The following is a 14,830-nucleotide window of genomic DNA, read 5'->3' as shown; positions in this document are numbered from 1 at the left end:
TTTCCTTTTGGCGAACAGGCGGGCGAATGAGAATGATCGGGTGGGCTTTAGGTGACGACTTTCGGCCCTGTGGCGACGCTTGTGGTGCTCTCCACAGCGGATCCGTTCGCCGAGCGCAGCCAATAGTAATAGGTGCCTGCCGCGCGCCCGGTGTCCGTCCAGGCATCGGCCGATGAAGGCGCGCCGTATTCGGTGCGAACGAGGGTAGCGGTGCCCTCATTGTTCACGGTGTTGCGCCTGATGTTGGTAGCGACATAGTTGCCGGAATTCGGCGTGTTCCAGGTGAGCGCGACCTGGCCGACACCGCCCGTGGCGACAACGCTGGTGACCGCCCCGGGCGGCGTCGTATCGACCGTCGAGACCAGCGTCACGGTGCTAGTCCAGGTGCCGTAGCTATTGTCGGCACCGATATAGGCGGCCTGAATGCCGATCGAGTTGTTAGCCGGAACCGGATTTGTGTTGAGGACGATGAGGCCAGCCGACGGCGTCGCGCCAGGGAACTTCTGCTCCACCCAGGCGCCGGGAACGCCACCGCCGACATCCGTTATCCTGTAGTGAACAACCGGCGTGAGATCGATCCGGTTCGGATCGATCAGCGCGACGCGGATGTAAACGCTGCCGCCCCCGGAGACTGCAACCGCTGTGTCGATGATCGGGATCGGAATGCCATCCGATACCGGCTTGGGCGGCACAGGCGGCGCCGATCCCTCGTCGACGGCTGGGTCCCAGGCGTCAATATCGTCGGGCATCATCACGAAAGTCATCTGGAAGCCGCCGCGCGATACCGACAGGACGGACCGGCGGTTGTTGACCAGCTTGCCGTTGAGCGACGGCAACCGACGCGGCGTGTTCAGCCGAACCCACGGAGCGTAGATGGCATTGATACCCGTGAACCTGACGTCGAGCGTGCCGCGCTTCTTGGCACGCGCGCGGGCGAACTCGCGCTTGCCCAGCCGGCGGGCCTGGCGCCATTGCTGGCACCAGATGTAATTGCCATCCTGCGGCAACACGCGACCGGCCGCGACCTGCGCTGCGGTATCCTCGAAATAGTCGGTATCCGTCGTCGTGTAGTCGGTTGCCGGATAGGTGAATTTCGGGATGAACTGATTGACCTCTTCTTCCGGCAACACGTCATGCTGCACGGTGTGGCCGACAATGTCGGCATCGGTCAGCGTGGCGACATATTTTTCGCGAAACTTGCCGGCGACGACAAGCAAGGCGCCATCGCCGCGTTCGCACATCCAGCCGTCGCACGTCGCCAGGATGGCGTTGGTGCCGCTTTTCGGATCATGCTCGGTTGTGTCGAAGCCGCCGCATTCGTAGCGCTTTTCCGTGCCGCCGGAAGCCCTTGGCACATCCTCGTCGCAGACATCGGCTTCCTCCTGCCACATGTCGAGAACAGGCAGCAGCGCCTTGCGGAAATCACGCTTGGTGCCGAACGGATTGAAGCATTCGTGCCAGGCGAGGTGAAGGATCGGATTGCGGGAGAACGCCCAGGTTGATGGGTCTTCCGGACTTTGCGACGGGTTGCGGAAATCCCAGACTAGGGCCATCTCGGCAACAACGGATAGTGCCGGCTTGCCATAGGGGAAGGACTTCAGGAAATTATCAGCTCCGGGGCCGACACAGAGCATGCCGATGGAGGCCTGTCCGTCGCCACGATGATTGTTCGTCCAGATGCCTTGGCCGCTTAAGATGGTAACGAAATCGGCGATCGGCGTCTCAGGCACCAAGCCAAGGGCGGGGTAGACAAAGACAAGATCTCTGTCGTCGTCGACGTAGCGACCGCCGCCGGGCGATTGAACGTGACCGCCGATGACTTCAACCTTGTCATCGTTCAGATAGAAGCCGGTGTAGGCATTGATGCGATGACCGACGATGGCCTGCACCGAGAACATGCGGTTGTCGAGCGCTTCCCACAGCATCATCGCGCCGGCCAGCCTGGCCTCGCCAACACCCCAGAACCGATAGGGAATCGGTTGCGTGAGCGGCGCACGGCCGTCCTCCGGTTTCGGCGGCTTCGGCGTCAGGAGATATTGCACGCCGGCGACAATCGCCGTGGTGACGATCGCCGACGCGATCGCCGCGTAGGAGATAGTCGCACCGAAGAGCGAGAAACCGCCGCTGCCGAGAATGGCGGTGAAGATCGGCGTGAAGATTGGGTCGCGATGGACCGGCCAACGATATTCGCCACTCCAGCCATGGGCGACGATCTCCTGCGTCGTCGCCGTCTCAAAGGCGCCGATGCCGGGATTATAGGTGCTTTTGCGCGACGCTGTCGCCAGCGCCTGGCGTAGCGCATCGTCGAACGGGTTCACACTATGCGCCATGCCACGCCAGTCCAATCGAGATGCTTGACCATGACGCCGCGCGCCGACATGACGGCCCAGAGCGGGCCGAAGCGGATGGCCGGGATTTCCTTCACCATGGCGCTGGCGGCGTCGAAGCCGGTCATGGCCAGGACCATGCCGATATCGCCGTCATGCGGCGCCTGGACGCGATGGAAGCCCAGAGCGGAGAGTTTCGCGCCGACCAGCCGTTCGGCGCCGCCAGAAGCGCGCAGGATGGTGGCAGCGGCATCAGCGTCGAAATAGGTGCCGCGCAATTCGGCACCCGGATCCTTGCCGGTCGCGGCGACAACCCAGTCGGCCGCGAACAGCGTACAGTCGGTGTAGCCCCACTGCCAGCGGTGCGGCAGCCGGATGTATTCTTGCAGCGTCATCTAATGCCTCAGTAATTCGGCCAGGCCGGTGCGACGCCGCGCGCCAGGCGCGCCGTGCCGTCGCAGAACTTGTCGGTGGGATACATCGCCTTCTGGTGTGGCCCCGACCACAGCACCAGCGACGCCCGCGACCTGGTGTTGTTGCCCGATACCGTGGCCAGGGTGATCGTCGTCGTGGGGTTTTCAGAGCCGGACACTGCAGGGCTCGATTCCGTCGGATGCGATGCCGTTCCCGTCCATAGCGCGATGATCGGGCTCGTCGGCTGGTAGTAATCGTCAAGCGTGGTGATGCCGATCTTCAAATCCTTGCCGCGAACATCCGGCATGGTGTCGAGGACTTTGGCGGCGGTATCGGGATCGATGCCGGAGATGCCGAATTCGACACTGGAGCTTTGCCCGTTGACCAGCACCTCGAGCGTCGGGACGTTGAGCAGTCTACCGCCCCCGAGATAAACCGTGCCGTCCTCGTCGAGGCTGTCGAAGCCGGCCGGGATGTCGTTGACGCCGGCCCATATGTGCAGGCCGGGGTCCGTATCGAGCCGAAAGAAGATGCCGAGCATATGGCTCGACGCCATGCGGTCGAGAACGGATTGCGGCACATATTGGAGGCTGTAGGAGCCGACAAGATCCTGCCAGGCCATGGCTCAAAAACCCTCGACGAATTGCAATGTCGGAGACGACTGCCACCAGCCTTCAGCTTCCCATGCCAGCGAGAAATTGGCCGGGAATTTCATGACGCTGCGCGGCCGCGCGAATTCGACCCGGGTTCCCTGGATCACCGCCTCGCGCAACGGACGGTCAAGCGACAGCGTGTAGCGCTGGCCGGCACGCGCCACGCCGTCGATGGTCTCAAAGGCCGGGACTGGGTCAGTGTGATCCCAATTTCGGTAGGCGCGCCAACCCTTGTTTGGATGGTAGATCGAAAACCAGTCAGACCAGCGCAGTTTCCGGGCGGCGCCATAGATCCGAAGCGTGATCTTTCCGGCATTGAGCGCGGCGGCATCCATATTGGCGATCACCGTCGTCTGGCTGTACCCGGCGCCATCGGCAAACAACGCGCCATCGGAATGCGGAATGCCTGATATGACAGGCTGCGGAATACCTTTCGCATCGAGTGGGAAAGGCCCGATCCAGTCGGACATGATCGGCACGTTCATGAACCGGACAGAGCTATTCATGCGCGCGGCGATCCAGTTGATGTATTCGTGCTGCTCTCGATCTTTGACGACGCAGCCCTCATAGGAGCCGACCAGAACCCCGCCGCCGCTGGTCTCAATCGTGACAGATTCCCCGAGACCATTGCGGCCGCCTTCCAAACCACCACCCTTGGTGTCGAATGACATCTTCGTAGGCTTCAGGAAGTCGACGTCGAGCGTGGGGAGATCGGTGTAGCGCCCCATCGCTTAACCCTTCTGCGACGTGTAGCGCCGCTGCGTCTCGCCAAAGCCGCCGTTGATCTGGCCTTGGTGATACTCGCTGATCGCCTCTTGCGCGCCCTGCCTGGACAGCGTGCGAATGTGGTCGTCGCCGCTGGCGCCGGTAACGTGGACATGAAGGTCTATCTTCGGCGTCACAGGCGGCGCACCGTTGTTGTTTTGGGCCGCCATTTGCATCGACCGCGGATTGTTGCGGATGACGTCGCCGGCGCGCAGTTTGCGCAGTTCCGGGCCGCGCTCGCCGACCCAAGCCCAGCCAGACGGGGCGCTTTCCGTACCGTCGGCGAAGCCGAACAGTTTGGGAAGGAAGCCGAGGATCGCACCAAGGAAACCGCCGCCTGACGAACCGCCAGCGGATGTGCCGCCCCCGGAATACCCAAGGATGTCCGAGAGCGTGGTGTTCGCCTGGAAATTCCCCGGCTTCAGCCCATCCAAGATCGATGCAAGCCCGCCCTGCCCCCCAATGCTGCCCGCTAGGCTCTGCACTGTGTTTGTTACCGTCTGGTCGAGACCGCCAAGGCTGTCGGAAGCCTTGGCAACGGCAGTGTTGAACTTGTCGACGTAGACAGAGCCGGAAGTGCCAAGCACGTCCTTGGCCTTGGCGCCGGTCGATAGCGGGCCGCCGGTGAACCAAGCCGACGCCGCGTCCTGTGGGTTGCCGTATTTGATCAGATACTTCCCGAACTGCTTTTCGAAAATCGCATCCTGGGCGGCCGGGTCGGCCAGGAACTGACTTGGCGACAAAGTCTTGCCTAACGCATCCTGGGACCATGACGGCAGGTTGCTCTTCATCACCTGGTAGGCGCCGAGTGCCTGGTTGCCGTTCTTCAGAACCGGGCCGAGCGCCGAATAGCCGCCACTGCCGGCGCTCTCAATCGATCGGATGGCGGCCGCGTAAGCGGCCATATTGCCGCCGACTGCCGCAAGCGGTGCGCGCGTCACCGCGCCAGGCGCATAGTTGTCGTTCGAAGCGGCACCGAAGATCATGTCAGAGAAGCCGCCAGCAGTCCCAAGCGCGGCCGCGCCGCCCACACCCGGCCGCTGTCCGGTGAACGCTGATGCCAACCAGGTCGCCATGGTGTCGAAGATCTTGCCCAACTGATCGTCCATCGACTTGGTCAGTGCGTTCAGGATCGACGCGCCGAGCGCCTTGCCGACGTCTCCACCATTGCGCAGCAGTTCCGACTTGAAGTCGGTCAGGAAGCCGACTGCCAGCCCCTTCGCGTCAGCGAATTTGGCCACGTCGCGCATTTGCTGCGCTTCCGGCGAGTCCATGCCGATGCCGGTGTTGCGAAGGCGGGAGGCGATCTGCTGCTCGCCGGCAGACAGGAATTGCTGCGAGCGCTCGAACGCCAGATCATTTCCCAATTGAGCACGCGCGATCTGGTCGGCCATCTTGCCATAGGCATCGGCCTTCTGTTTGATCAGCTCGAGTTCCTGTTGATCGACGGGGACATTGTTGCGCGCCGCTTCCTCACGAAGCTGCTGCGTCAACTGGAACTGCATCCGCATCGCTTCAGCGGCGCCGGTCGTTTTGCCGATCAGGTCAAGGTCGAGTTGCTGCGAGGCAAGCGTCTGGTCGAGCGACCGCTTGCGTTCCTTTTGCGCCTCGTCCAATGCATGCTGCGCAGCAAGCGCGGCTTGCTGGCCGGCTATGTCGATACGCCGGGCACGCTCCGCCGGGTTCTCGTTGTCGTTGTACTGGGCGCTGGCCTGAGCTCGAGCAGCGGCTGCCAGTTCGGCTGGCGAACGGGCATAGAGCCCCTGACGCTGAGCATCGAATGCCTGTTGTGCGCGATCAGCCGACACAGAGCCGGCCGCCCGGTATCGCTCATAGGCACCCATGTCTTCAGTGCTGAGAGAGCCACGACGCAAGGGCAAGCCGCCGGGTCCCACGCTCCTGGCAAGCGCCTCTTGGGCGATCTCCAACTGCTTCAACGCGCGTGCGGCGGCATCCGCGTCCTTGGTCAGATCGATCAGCTTGCCGGCCGATTCCGTCAACGCGGCATTGTTCGGATCAAGCGCCCATTTGTCCTCGACCATCTTGCGGAACCCGATGATGTCGGGCGTGCCCTCGCGGGCCGTCTTCCGCAGATAGTCAATCGCATCGGAGAAGGGCTTGAACTCCCCAGCAGTGCTGAAAAAGCCCCCAGCGCTCTTGCCAGGATTGACGAACCGGCCGAGATCCGACATCGCGCTTTGGGTCTGGTTCGCGATCTGAATTTTCAGCCCGGCCTGCGTCGAAGACGACAGCAGCTGCAAGCCGTTCAGGTTCGAGACGGAAAACGCGCTCTTTGCCTTGTCGGCAATCGACCCATAGATGTCGCCGATCCCGCGCAGAACCGAGGCGTGGTCCTTCAACAGTTCGTCGAGGCCCTTTACCTCCTTGCGCGTCGAGATGATGTAGGTGGCAAGGCCAGCAACAGCCGCTACGCCAGCACCAGCGGCAAGACCAGCCGGCGTCACCATGAATGCGAGGAGCGCCTGCCCAGCCGATTTGGCCGTAGCGCCGATGGCCGACAGCGATCCGCGAAGGCCGCGCGGACCGCTTTCCAACGCGTCGTAGACTTGGCCAATCTGGGAGGCAAAGATCTGCACCGGGGACGCACCCAAGGCGAACATCGTGATGACGTCGTTGCCTTGGCGCGACAGATTGAGCATCTGGTTCGAAGTCAGCCGCGCTGCATTGGCGTTGTCATTGAGGGCTTTGGTCGACTTGTCCGCCGCCGGCGCCACCTTACCGATGCCGGACACAACCTGCGTCGAGCCGGTGCCGATAGTCGCCAGCGTCGTGTTGGTCTTTTCCGCAGTGGCGACGAGCTTGACCAGCGAGGCATTGCTGCCCTCGGCGATGCTGGCAAGCTTGATGAGCGTGGCGTTTGCCTGCTCGACGCCGGCGGCGATCTTGGTGAGCGCCGCGTTGGACGCCGACGAGGTCGACGACAGACGCTTCTGCGCAGCCTCGGCCTTGGCCGAAGCCGCCGACATGTTGTCGAGGTTCGTCTTCGCCGCGACGGCCTGAGACGAATCTACGGCGAGGCCGAGAGAAGCAACAGTCACTTCGCCACCTCATTCCACCGCAAACATCGCATCGAAGTAATCCTCGCTGATGGGCTGAGCGGTGATCTCGATCGGCGGCTTGTCGGGCTCGCCAAATACGGCGCGCAGGATGGAACTGATCATGTCCCCTCGCCCATCAAGGCCGACCAGGATTGCGTTCACGTCGGCCCTAAGCGTCTGCTCTTCAGTCCAGCCGAGCCAGCCCAAAGCTTTCTCGGCGAGGTCGTCATAGAACTCTGCGAGGCTTATTCTTTCTTCAGAGGGTCCGCCGCTTCCTCTCCTCCCGACATCGGTCGGCCGCCATTGGCAATGATCGTGAGGTAGGTCGAAACAGGCCCAATGAGATCGGTCAGACCGGTGCGCCACACCTTTTCAGGGATGGCCTTCGCTTCCTGGCCGGTCGCGCCAAGGCCGAGCGTGACGACAGAAACGATCACATCGAAATCGTAGTTGCCGACGGATCGGACTGCGCTGGATATGCCGCCGCTCTGACGTGAAATGGCCTGGGCAGCCATCAGTGACGGGCGCAGCACAACGGTTTCGCCGTCGAGCTCAATATCGACGTTCCCGGCGCCCAATGCTGGCTTGCTCATGTCTTTTTCTCCTGCTCGGCCTTAGGTGCCTTGATCGGCGTACCCGTGGCTTCGAAAGGCGACGGCATGGCCTTCGCTTCCGCGTGGGTCAGCTCCAGTTCGACGTGATTGCCGGGGGCGAGAAGATAATCCTCGCCCTTGTGCGACAGCTTGTGGGCGTCGGCCCCGCGATTGAACACTTTCATCTCAGCCTCCTATCAGCCCAGCGCGGCGGCTCGGGCATAGTTCGTGTTGGGCAGCACCGTGCAGTTCAGCATCTGGGCGTTGTTGGCGCCGCCCATGCCTTCCTCCGCCGCCAACACTTGGCCCATGAACAGGCGTTGCGGACCTGACGGAATGGTAGTGGCGGTGTGGGTTCCAGATTGGGTTCCAGTCGTGGCGATCACGGGGCCGCCCTTCGTGGCGGAAAGGGTGAAGGTGTCGGCGTCGAGAACCGTCTTCACGTAGTAGCTCGTGCCGGCGGTCAGACCGGTAGGCAGCGCGCCAGTGGTGGAGAACTTGACTGCGGTGTTGGCCGCAAGGTTGTGGCCGGTCCACGTCACGACGCCCGGCGACGCGATGGTGATGATCGCGGTGGCGGACTTCGGGATTGGAGCGCCGTTGAGCTCGACCTTGAATGGATAGTTGAAGTCCGTAGCTTCGGCCGCGATCATGGCAAGCTGGCCGGGGTCGCTCGTGTTCAACGCGAAATTGTCGGAGCGCTGCGGGGCCTGGCGCGACCCCTTCCAATTGTAGGTGCGGCGACGGTTCAGCAAATTGACCGTGTTGCCTTGGGCGGAATCGCCGGAATTGCCCATGGTCTCGTACTGGCCGACCTCGATCCACGTCACCGCCGAGAAATCGGCCTCGGTCACGTCGGTATCGGGGACGTCGACGGGAGCCGAACCGATATAGAAGCGGCTGCCCGCAACAGGGGACACTTTGATAGGCATTGCTGCCTCCTTTCAGGGTTTTAGGGAGTGGCCTTGCCGAAGGGCGAAGCGGCTATGCGAAGCACTCGTATTCGACGCTCGTCGGCACCAGCCAATGCGTGTCGTCCGCGATGGCTTGGGCGACGTCAGGCGCCTTGGTGACGCGAACGGCGACGGTGCCGTAGATCATCCGGAGATCGGTCGGGAACCATGCTACGACCTGCCCGGCAATCTCAGCCGCGACGGACGCGTCCTGGTTTTTCTTGCTGAACACGTCGACCTGCAGAAGCCCGATGCGCTGGTGGGGCTCGGTTGTGCCGATGAAAAGCCGGCGATTGACGTTGGGGACGTGAGTGACACGGAGATAGCCCTTATTCGGCTTGATGAAATCCTCGTTCGGCCATGCGATGGGCAGGGCCGGCGATAGGGTCAACGCGGCGACCCTCGCCTTCAAGGCTAGCCAGATCTGGGTCTCAATGGATGGCATTTCAGAGCCCCAGTCGCGTCTTCACTTCGGCCGCCTTGGCCTCGACGATCATGACCCAGCGCTGCGCTACCATCGTCACCCAAGGCCGCGGCGTCGTGCCGTTGGCGCCATAGTGGACGTAGGCCGCATAATTCGCCGTGTAGCCGAGGAAGAGCGTGTCGCCGAGATCGGCGCCATTTATCACCAGGATGACGTCGCCAAGGTCGGGCGGCACCGCTACGCCTGGGTTATCCCGCGATAGCGTTGGCATGGCCGAGGTTGACGCCATCAACGAGGCGCGGAGGAAGCCGGTTCGCTTGTATCCCGGTGCCTGCGGCTTGGCGTAGACCTCATCGGCCAGCAGCTGGTCGAGTTGGGAAACAAGCTCTTGTGCCGATTCCTTAAACACAATCTCGAGGGCGATCGGCACCGTCAGGCACCAGTCGCCGACCGTCGCGGCAAAGGATGCCATTACCGCACCAACTGAGCGACGAAATCGATCTTGTATTCAGCAAAGCACTTGCACCCGAGCGTGTGCCTGATCGGAACGCCAGGCGCATGAGGGTAAGGAATTGCAGTACCGTCGGGTGCGGTGAACGACAGATCGAACGGCACGACCTGCCCTTGCATGGCGATGTGCTGCATCCTGCCGTGCTCCTGCGGCGTGTGCTTCCAGCACTTCGTGACGTGCTGGGCCAGAAGGTTGCCCTTCTCGATCTGCTGGCGGAAGGCGATGTCTTTCGACGCGCCGAGGGCTGCGAAAGTCTCGTGCAGGCCGATCGTGTCGGCCCTCAGTTTCAAAAGGTTGTCCGCATACCGCCCGGTGATCCTGTCGACCAACGCGGTAGGGATTGGTTTACCATCTCGGATCGCGGCTGTGATCGTGCGATCGAAACGTTTGTCGCGACGCTGCCGGTTCAGATAGGCCTTCAACTGGTCGGGCTCACCAGTAAGCAGCTCTTGGCGGGCTCGGGCAATGTATTCGCTTTGCGCTGTGGTGAGCCCGATCAACCCGCCTTCACGCCTACCAGTGACGGCGCTGATCTTGCCGACAACAGCCGTCGCCGTCTTGGTCGGATTGTCCCCGCGTGCCAGTCCTGTCTCCAAGGCAGCCCTGATCGCGGTCTGTTGGTCCTGGACGATGCCGCCGATCAGCTGGCTGGAATGCGTCTGCAGCCACTGCTCGGCCGCCAGATTGCGTGCATCCCAGCGAACCACGATGCGATGGCCCGATGGATCGCGCAGCGTCGCCAAGGCATCGACGGTAGCGACACCGCCACCGTTGAACGCCGCCCTGATCGCCTCATCCAGCGGTCTGAAGGCGGCCGGGTCGAGGTTCATGGCGGAGATCGCGCCGTTGATGTCGCCACGCTCCAGGCGCTCGACAATGCGGCGAAGCACTATGTTCGACGTAATGTCGTCGATCGCCTCGATGAAGGCGGCGCGGACGGCCGGCTCGAACTGGCCGACCAGGATTTCGAAGCGTTGACGAGGCGTGAGCCGGACGAGCATCGATCAACCCGCGACGAAAGCGATATACGCGACCACAGTCCCGGCCGGCGGGATCGGCCGCAGGTCCTTCATGGCCAGTTCGACTCCGTCGACGATGAGCGTGTCGGTCATGGCCGGGACGATGGCGGGCACGGCGAACGTGACCTGGTTGTCCGTGGCGACGATGAGGGTGCCATCCACGTATTTCTGAGACACACGGCGCACCGCGGCGTTAAGCGGCCAAGTCTCCACTGTCGGCTCGATCGGCACCCATGGTTGATCGGGATCGACCACACCAGGGGTTTCGCGCTTCAACTGGACGCCGCCTTGGTTGAATTCGGTCAGCAGTTCCGTGGCGACCCCGGCCATCTCGTCGTAAAAGCCCACGTCACACCACCATGATGGCCGGCAGGCCATAGACAGGCCCGATCAACGGGGCGAGCAAGCCCTCGATGATGGTCGAGACGGGCGCATTCGGAGCGAAGATGTTGCCGGTATCTCCCGGCTCGAAGAACTCGCGCTCGATGACGTCGACCTTTTGGCGCTTCACGCGCTGGGCTGGATCGAATGAGATCGACAGCGATCCCGGCTTCTTCAATTCGATATAGGCGGCCTCATAGCTGGCCTCCTCAACCCTCGTGGGTATCAGGTCAGATGCAAGGGCCGAACCATAAGCCGTCGCGCCGGTACGGGGCCATTCCCGCTCTTGCACGATGCCGCCGGTGGGCTGACCCGTAAACCTGAGACCATAAGTCCCATCGATGTAGGCGCTGCCCCGCTGCCTCAAAGCAGCAAACGGGGCATCCGCCGCATAGGTATAGCCGGCTGCGTCCCAATACGCCTTGAGGGCGCTATCCGATCCGTAGCCGGCCATGGTCGTTACTCCGGCTTCGTTGCCAGATCTTCGAGAGCCGCGACGATCTCGGCCTTCTTCTCAGGCGTCTTGTCTCCGAGCAGCTTGGAAGCCGCCGACTTGAACGCCATGAAGTTGCCGTCGGCCAGAGCGAGGACTTCGGCCGCCGTCTTTGCATCGCCAGGCTCGTGGGGCCTGTCGGCCTTACCCCCTCCCTCGAAGCCGAACCAGCCGGTCGCCTTGGCAACCTTCAGTTCCGCGTCCGACAGTTCGACCTCGGCGGATTGACCCGGCTCGACGAGAACCGGTCCAACCTTGGTGTTCAGGCCGCGCGGGCCTGCCTGGTTGTTGGTGACTTTCATGGTCGCCTCCTTAGATGCCGTCGAGGTAGCGGACGGCCTTCGGCCGACGAATATCGACGCCACCCAGGCGGAAGATGCCGGGCACGTCGAACTTGATCGGGCCTGTCTGCCACGCCGGCAGGAACCGGAACGGCATCGGCATGTGCATTTTCAGCACTTCCGGGCTACGCCGATAGGCGACCATGCGCTTGGTACCGCCGGCGCCGGCCGTATCGAGGTAGCCGAACACCCCGCGGATCGTGAGCGGCTGACCCGTGGTGCGGGTGTAGATGTTGTTGCGCTCGATCCATTCCAGGATGGTGGTCTGGTTGACCGCATCGATGCGGCGCGTAGACAGGTCGAGCAGCACCGAATACGGCAGAAAGCAGAGTATCCGCGATCTCCGCGCCCAGCGTCCCGGTGAAGATGCCGGTCAGCTGGCCGTTGATGTCGCGCAGGATCTGATCCGGCGTCTTCGACACGAATGTCGTCGCCGAACCGGTACCGTCGGCCGGAGCCGTGGTTGCGGTCGGGGTCGATGCATTGACGAGACCCGAGAAGCCCTTGCCGGCATCGCCGATGAAGGCGACCTGGTCGATCTTCTCCTCGGCGACGCGACGGGCCGAACTCGCTTTGTCGTTGCTGAGGTTCATCCCGAGCAGCTGGGCGGTGCCGAGCTCCTCGAGATTGTAACCGTAGCCGATCGCCGCCATGGAAACGGTGGTCTCGAACTTCTCGCGGGTCAGCTCGACCTTGGGCACGTCGTGCGCATTGCCGTTGAACCACTGCGCCTGGCCGACCGAATCCATCGAGAAATAGGTGACGGACTGGATCCACTCGGGCGCCGAAGTGTCGACCGGGATCAGGGACGGATACTGGATGTCCTGATACCGGATCGCGTAAACCGTCGGCTCGATGAGCGAGGCCTGACGGATAAGGAAGCTCATCGCGACTTGCTGAGCGTCCTGCATGATGTGTGCGTTCATTGTGGCCGCTCCTGTTAGCCGAGGCGCAGCGCAGCGAGGCCGGCACCGGCGGTGCTGGTATCCCACTGAGCGTTGGCGATGAGGGTGTTGCCCGACGCGGAGTTCGTGAGAACGCCGGTTGCCGGGACGTAGTAGACGGGATCGCCGACGGCGACCGCGACCGAAGCCTGGACGACGATTACGCCCTTCTTCATGACTGCCGCCGTGGCGTACTGTTCGTACTTGCCGGTCGGCTGAGTTTCGTCGAGCACGGCGATACCGCAGAACTTGACGGTGGCTTCGCTGTCCACGACCTGATTGTCGGCCGTGCCCTGAACAGCGACCTTGCCGAAGCCGATCCCTTCCGCGTCCTCGCAAAGGCGCGAGACGATGACGGACGGCTCCATGTCGAGGACCATGCCCTCGATCCAACGCGCATGCTGTGCGCTATAGTTGGTCTGGATTGCCGGCATGACTAGGCCTCCTTCTTGTTCTGCCAAGCCGACGCGAGATGATCGGTCATGGCCTGGTGCGCGGTGGTGACGTTGCCGGCCGCGTCATTGCTCTGCAGGCCGGATTGAACGACCTGACGAAACGGATCGGCGCCGCCAATCTTCTTCGCTGCATCCTCGACCAGAATGTCGAAGCGCGCGTCGATATAGGCGTCGGCCTTGTCCTTCACTGCGGCATCACCGAGCGCGGCGGTGACGGCGGCCTTGCGGATGGCACCGTCGCTGAGACCATCGGTCTTGACGTCCTTGGCGATCGCCTTGGCCTTGGTGATCAGATCGGCGCGGGCCGCGACACGCTTGTCGAGGTCGGCATCCGAAAGCACCTTGGCGTTGGCGGCGTCGCGCTCGGCATGAGCTTTCGCGAGGTCGGCATCCTTGGCCGCGAGTGCGGCCTGATGCTTCGTCTCGGCATCGACCAGCTTTGCGGCCGAGGATTCGAGATCCTTGAGCAGCTTGGAAATGGCCTGGGCGCCCTGATCGGTGGTGGTCACCGACAGTCCGTCCACGACCACAGTGCGAAGTGCATCACTCATGGTGATGGTCTCCTTGTCAGTGGTTGAAATCGGGGCGGCGCCCCACGGTCCCCCATCGTCACCGATGCGAGCTTTTGAACCGGCCCGGGCTCGATCGACGAGCGCCAGGTGGTTGATCTTGATGCCGCGCTGCTGCGCGTCGTAGGCCTCGCCATCGGCCGTAACGCCGGGCGTGAAATCCAGATCGCAGGTGTAGCCGGCGGAAAGCTCGCGCTTGCCATCGACCACCGACTTGATGGCGGCCGCGTCCTTCAGGATCAGCGGGAGCATCACCCACTGGCCGTCCTGCTTGGCGGCGGTGCTGACTTCACCAACCGAGAGAGCTTTCCAGTTCTCGGCGGACACCTCTTCGTCGGGATGGTCGACCGTTATTGGGGCATGGGAGAAGGATTGCAGGCTGTCGGTCGAAAACACCTGATCGGCGGCCCGATAGACCCGAACGACTTCCTGATCCGGCTTGCCTACTTCGTGCCCGGCGTAAAGCTGGACGCCAGTCCTGACTGCCCTCGCCGTTGCGACAAGGTAGCCGTCGGCGGTCTGTCGCGTTCCCGCGACAGATACTTTGTCGGTGAATTGCATGTTATTGGACAATCTCAGTTTGGGATGGGGGTCAAAACCGTGATACCGAGATGGAGCTTTCTTCGAGCGTTTGGTAATTCTGGCATCGTACGGCTAACGATCGTCATGCCCTTGTTCGGCTACATGATCCTGCTGAATGACAATATCTCTCAATGGCTTAGTATGAACGCCCCTTGGCTCGGGCCCGACATATCGTGGTCATTCGGATGGCGAATTGCACTCGTGTATTATGGAACAATGGCTCTGGGGCTAGGTTCCTTAATTTATGCGTGCCGCTGCCCTCCGGAGGTAAAAAGATACGACACTGCGGTCGAGTATGCTCTACAAGAGCGAGAATTCTTTTGGGTTAGAGACCATCACTACCCATA

Annotated in this window: 17 protein-coding genes and 1 pseudogene; all 18 read right to left on the bottom strand. The window is 62.4% G+C overall.

The annotated features are described in order from the left end of the window. Nucleotides 1-47: 47 nt before the first annotated feature. Nucleotides 48-2,330, bottom strand: coding sequence for a hypothetical protein (locus ACVILI_RS15535; RefSeq protein ID WP_457102515.1), 2,283 nt, complete (start codon nt 2,328-2,330; stop codon nt 48-50). Continuing rightward, a complete protein-coding gene (locus ACVILI_RS15530) occupies nt 2,315-2,722 on the bottom strand; it encodes a DUF6950 family protein (protein WP_457102514.1) in 408 nt (135 codons plus the stop codon). The genes ACVILI_RS15535 and ACVILI_RS15530 overlap by 16 nt, the downstream gene beginning before the upstream one ends. 8 nt (nt 2,723-2,730) lie before the next feature. Continuing rightward, a complete protein-coding gene (locus ACVILI_RS15525; protein WP_457102513.1) occupies nt 2,731-3,363 on the bottom strand; it encodes a hypothetical protein in 633 nt (210 codons plus the stop codon). 3 nt (nt 3,364-3,366) lie between these two features. After that, nucleotides 3,367-4,122 (bottom strand): hypothetical protein, encoded by a 756-nt coding sequence (locus ACVILI_RS15520; protein WP_457102512.1) that lies wholly within the window; start codon nt 4,120-4,122, stop codon nt 3,367-3,369. A gap of 3 nt (nt 4,123-4,125) precedes the next feature. Continuing rightward, complete coding sequence (locus ACVILI_RS15515) at nt 4,126-7,218, bottom strand: phage tail length tape measure family protein (RefSeq protein WP_457102511.1); 3,093 nt, start codon at nt 7,216-7,218, stop codon at nt 4,126-4,128. A gap of 9 nt (nt 7,219-7,227) precedes the next feature. Then, nucleotides 7,228-7,425: a hypothetical protein gene (locus tag ACVILI_RS15510; RefSeq protein WP_457102510.1), complete on the bottom strand. Its 198-nt coding sequence runs from the start codon at nt 7,423-7,425 to the stop codon at nt 7,228-7,230. Between the two features lie 38 nt (nt 7,426-7,463). Beyond that, entirely contained in the window at nt 7,464-7,811 is a 348-nt protein-coding gene (locus tag ACVILI_RS15505; RefSeq protein ID WP_457102509.1) for a hypothetical protein, read from the bottom strand. After that, a complete protein-coding gene (locus ACVILI_RS15500) occupies nt 7,808-7,996 on the bottom strand; it encodes a hypothetical protein (RefSeq protein ID WP_457102508.1) in 189 nt (62 codons plus the stop codon). Before ACVILI_RS15500 ends, ACVILI_RS15505 begins: the two co-directional genes overlap by 4 nt. A gap of 12 nt (nt 7,997-8,008) precedes the next feature. Further along, nucleotides 8,009-8,743 (bottom strand): hypothetical protein, encoded by a 735-nt coding sequence (locus tag ACVILI_RS15495; protein WP_038645889.1) that lies wholly within the window; start codon nt 8,741-8,743, stop codon nt 8,009-8,011. Between the two features lie 52 nt (nt 8,744-8,795). Continuing rightward, nucleotides 8,796-9,209 carry a DUF4128 domain-containing protein gene (locus ACVILI_RS15490; protein WP_457102507.1) on the bottom strand — a complete coding sequence of 138 codons (414 nt, stop codon included), beginning with the start codon at nt 9,207-9,209 and terminating at the stop codon, nt 8,796-8,798. 1 nt (nt 9,210) lies between these two features. Further along, nucleotides 9,211-9,660, bottom strand: coding sequence for an HK97 gp10 family phage protein (locus tag ACVILI_RS15485; protein WP_457102506.1), 450 nt, complete (start codon nt 9,658-9,660; stop codon nt 9,211-9,213). Beyond that, the gene (locus tag ACVILI_RS15480; RefSeq protein ID WP_457102505.1) at nt 9,660-10,700 is read right to left on the bottom strand and encodes a head morphogenesis protein; all 1,041 of its coding nucleotides are present in this window, start codon (nt 10,698-10,700) and stop codon (nt 9,660-9,662) included. The genes ACVILI_RS15485 and ACVILI_RS15480 overlap by 1 nt, the downstream gene beginning before the upstream one ends. 3 nt (nt 10,701-10,703) lie before the next feature. Further along, on the bottom strand, nt 10,704-11,066 hold the full coding sequence (locus ACVILI_RS15475; RefSeq protein WP_457102504.1) for a hypothetical protein: 363 nt from the start codon (nt 11,064-11,066) through the stop codon (nt 10,704-10,706). Nucleotide 11,067: 1 nt separating this feature from the next. Further along, on the bottom strand, nt 11,068-11,553 hold the full coding sequence (locus tag ACVILI_RS15470; RefSeq protein WP_457102503.1) for a DnaT-like ssDNA-binding protein: 486 nt from the start codon (nt 11,551-11,553) through the stop codon (nt 11,068-11,070). A 5-nt stretch (nt 11,554-11,558) separates the two neighbouring features. Continuing rightward, a complete protein-coding gene (locus tag ACVILI_RS15465; RefSeq protein ID WP_457102502.1) occupies nt 11,559-11,894 on the bottom strand; it encodes a hypothetical protein in 336 nt (111 codons plus the stop codon). A 10-nt stretch (nt 11,895-11,904) separates the two neighbouring features. Beyond that, nucleotides 11,905-12,859 (bottom strand): annotated as a pseudogene (locus tag ACVILI_RS15460) (DUF2184 domain-containing protein). Nucleotides 12,860-12,873: 14 nt separating this feature from the next. After that, the gene (locus tag ACVILI_RS15455) at nt 12,874-13,311 is read right to left on the bottom strand and encodes a structural cement protein Gp24 (RefSeq protein WP_038645874.1); all 438 of its coding nucleotides are present in this window, start codon (nt 13,309-13,311) and stop codon (nt 12,874-12,876) included. Between the two features lie 2 nt (nt 13,312-13,313). After that, nucleotides 13,314-14,462, bottom strand: coding sequence for a DUF2213 domain-containing protein (locus ACVILI_RS15450; protein WP_457102501.1), 1,149 nt, complete (start codon nt 14,460-14,462; stop codon nt 13,314-13,316). Nucleotides 14,463-14,830 lie beyond the last annotated feature (368 nt).

Source organism: Mesorhizobium sp. USDA 4775 (assembly GCF_054062655.1).
The sequence above is the reverse complement of the archived record's forward strand: the minus strand, read 5'-3'. Positions and strand labels throughout refer to the sequence as shown.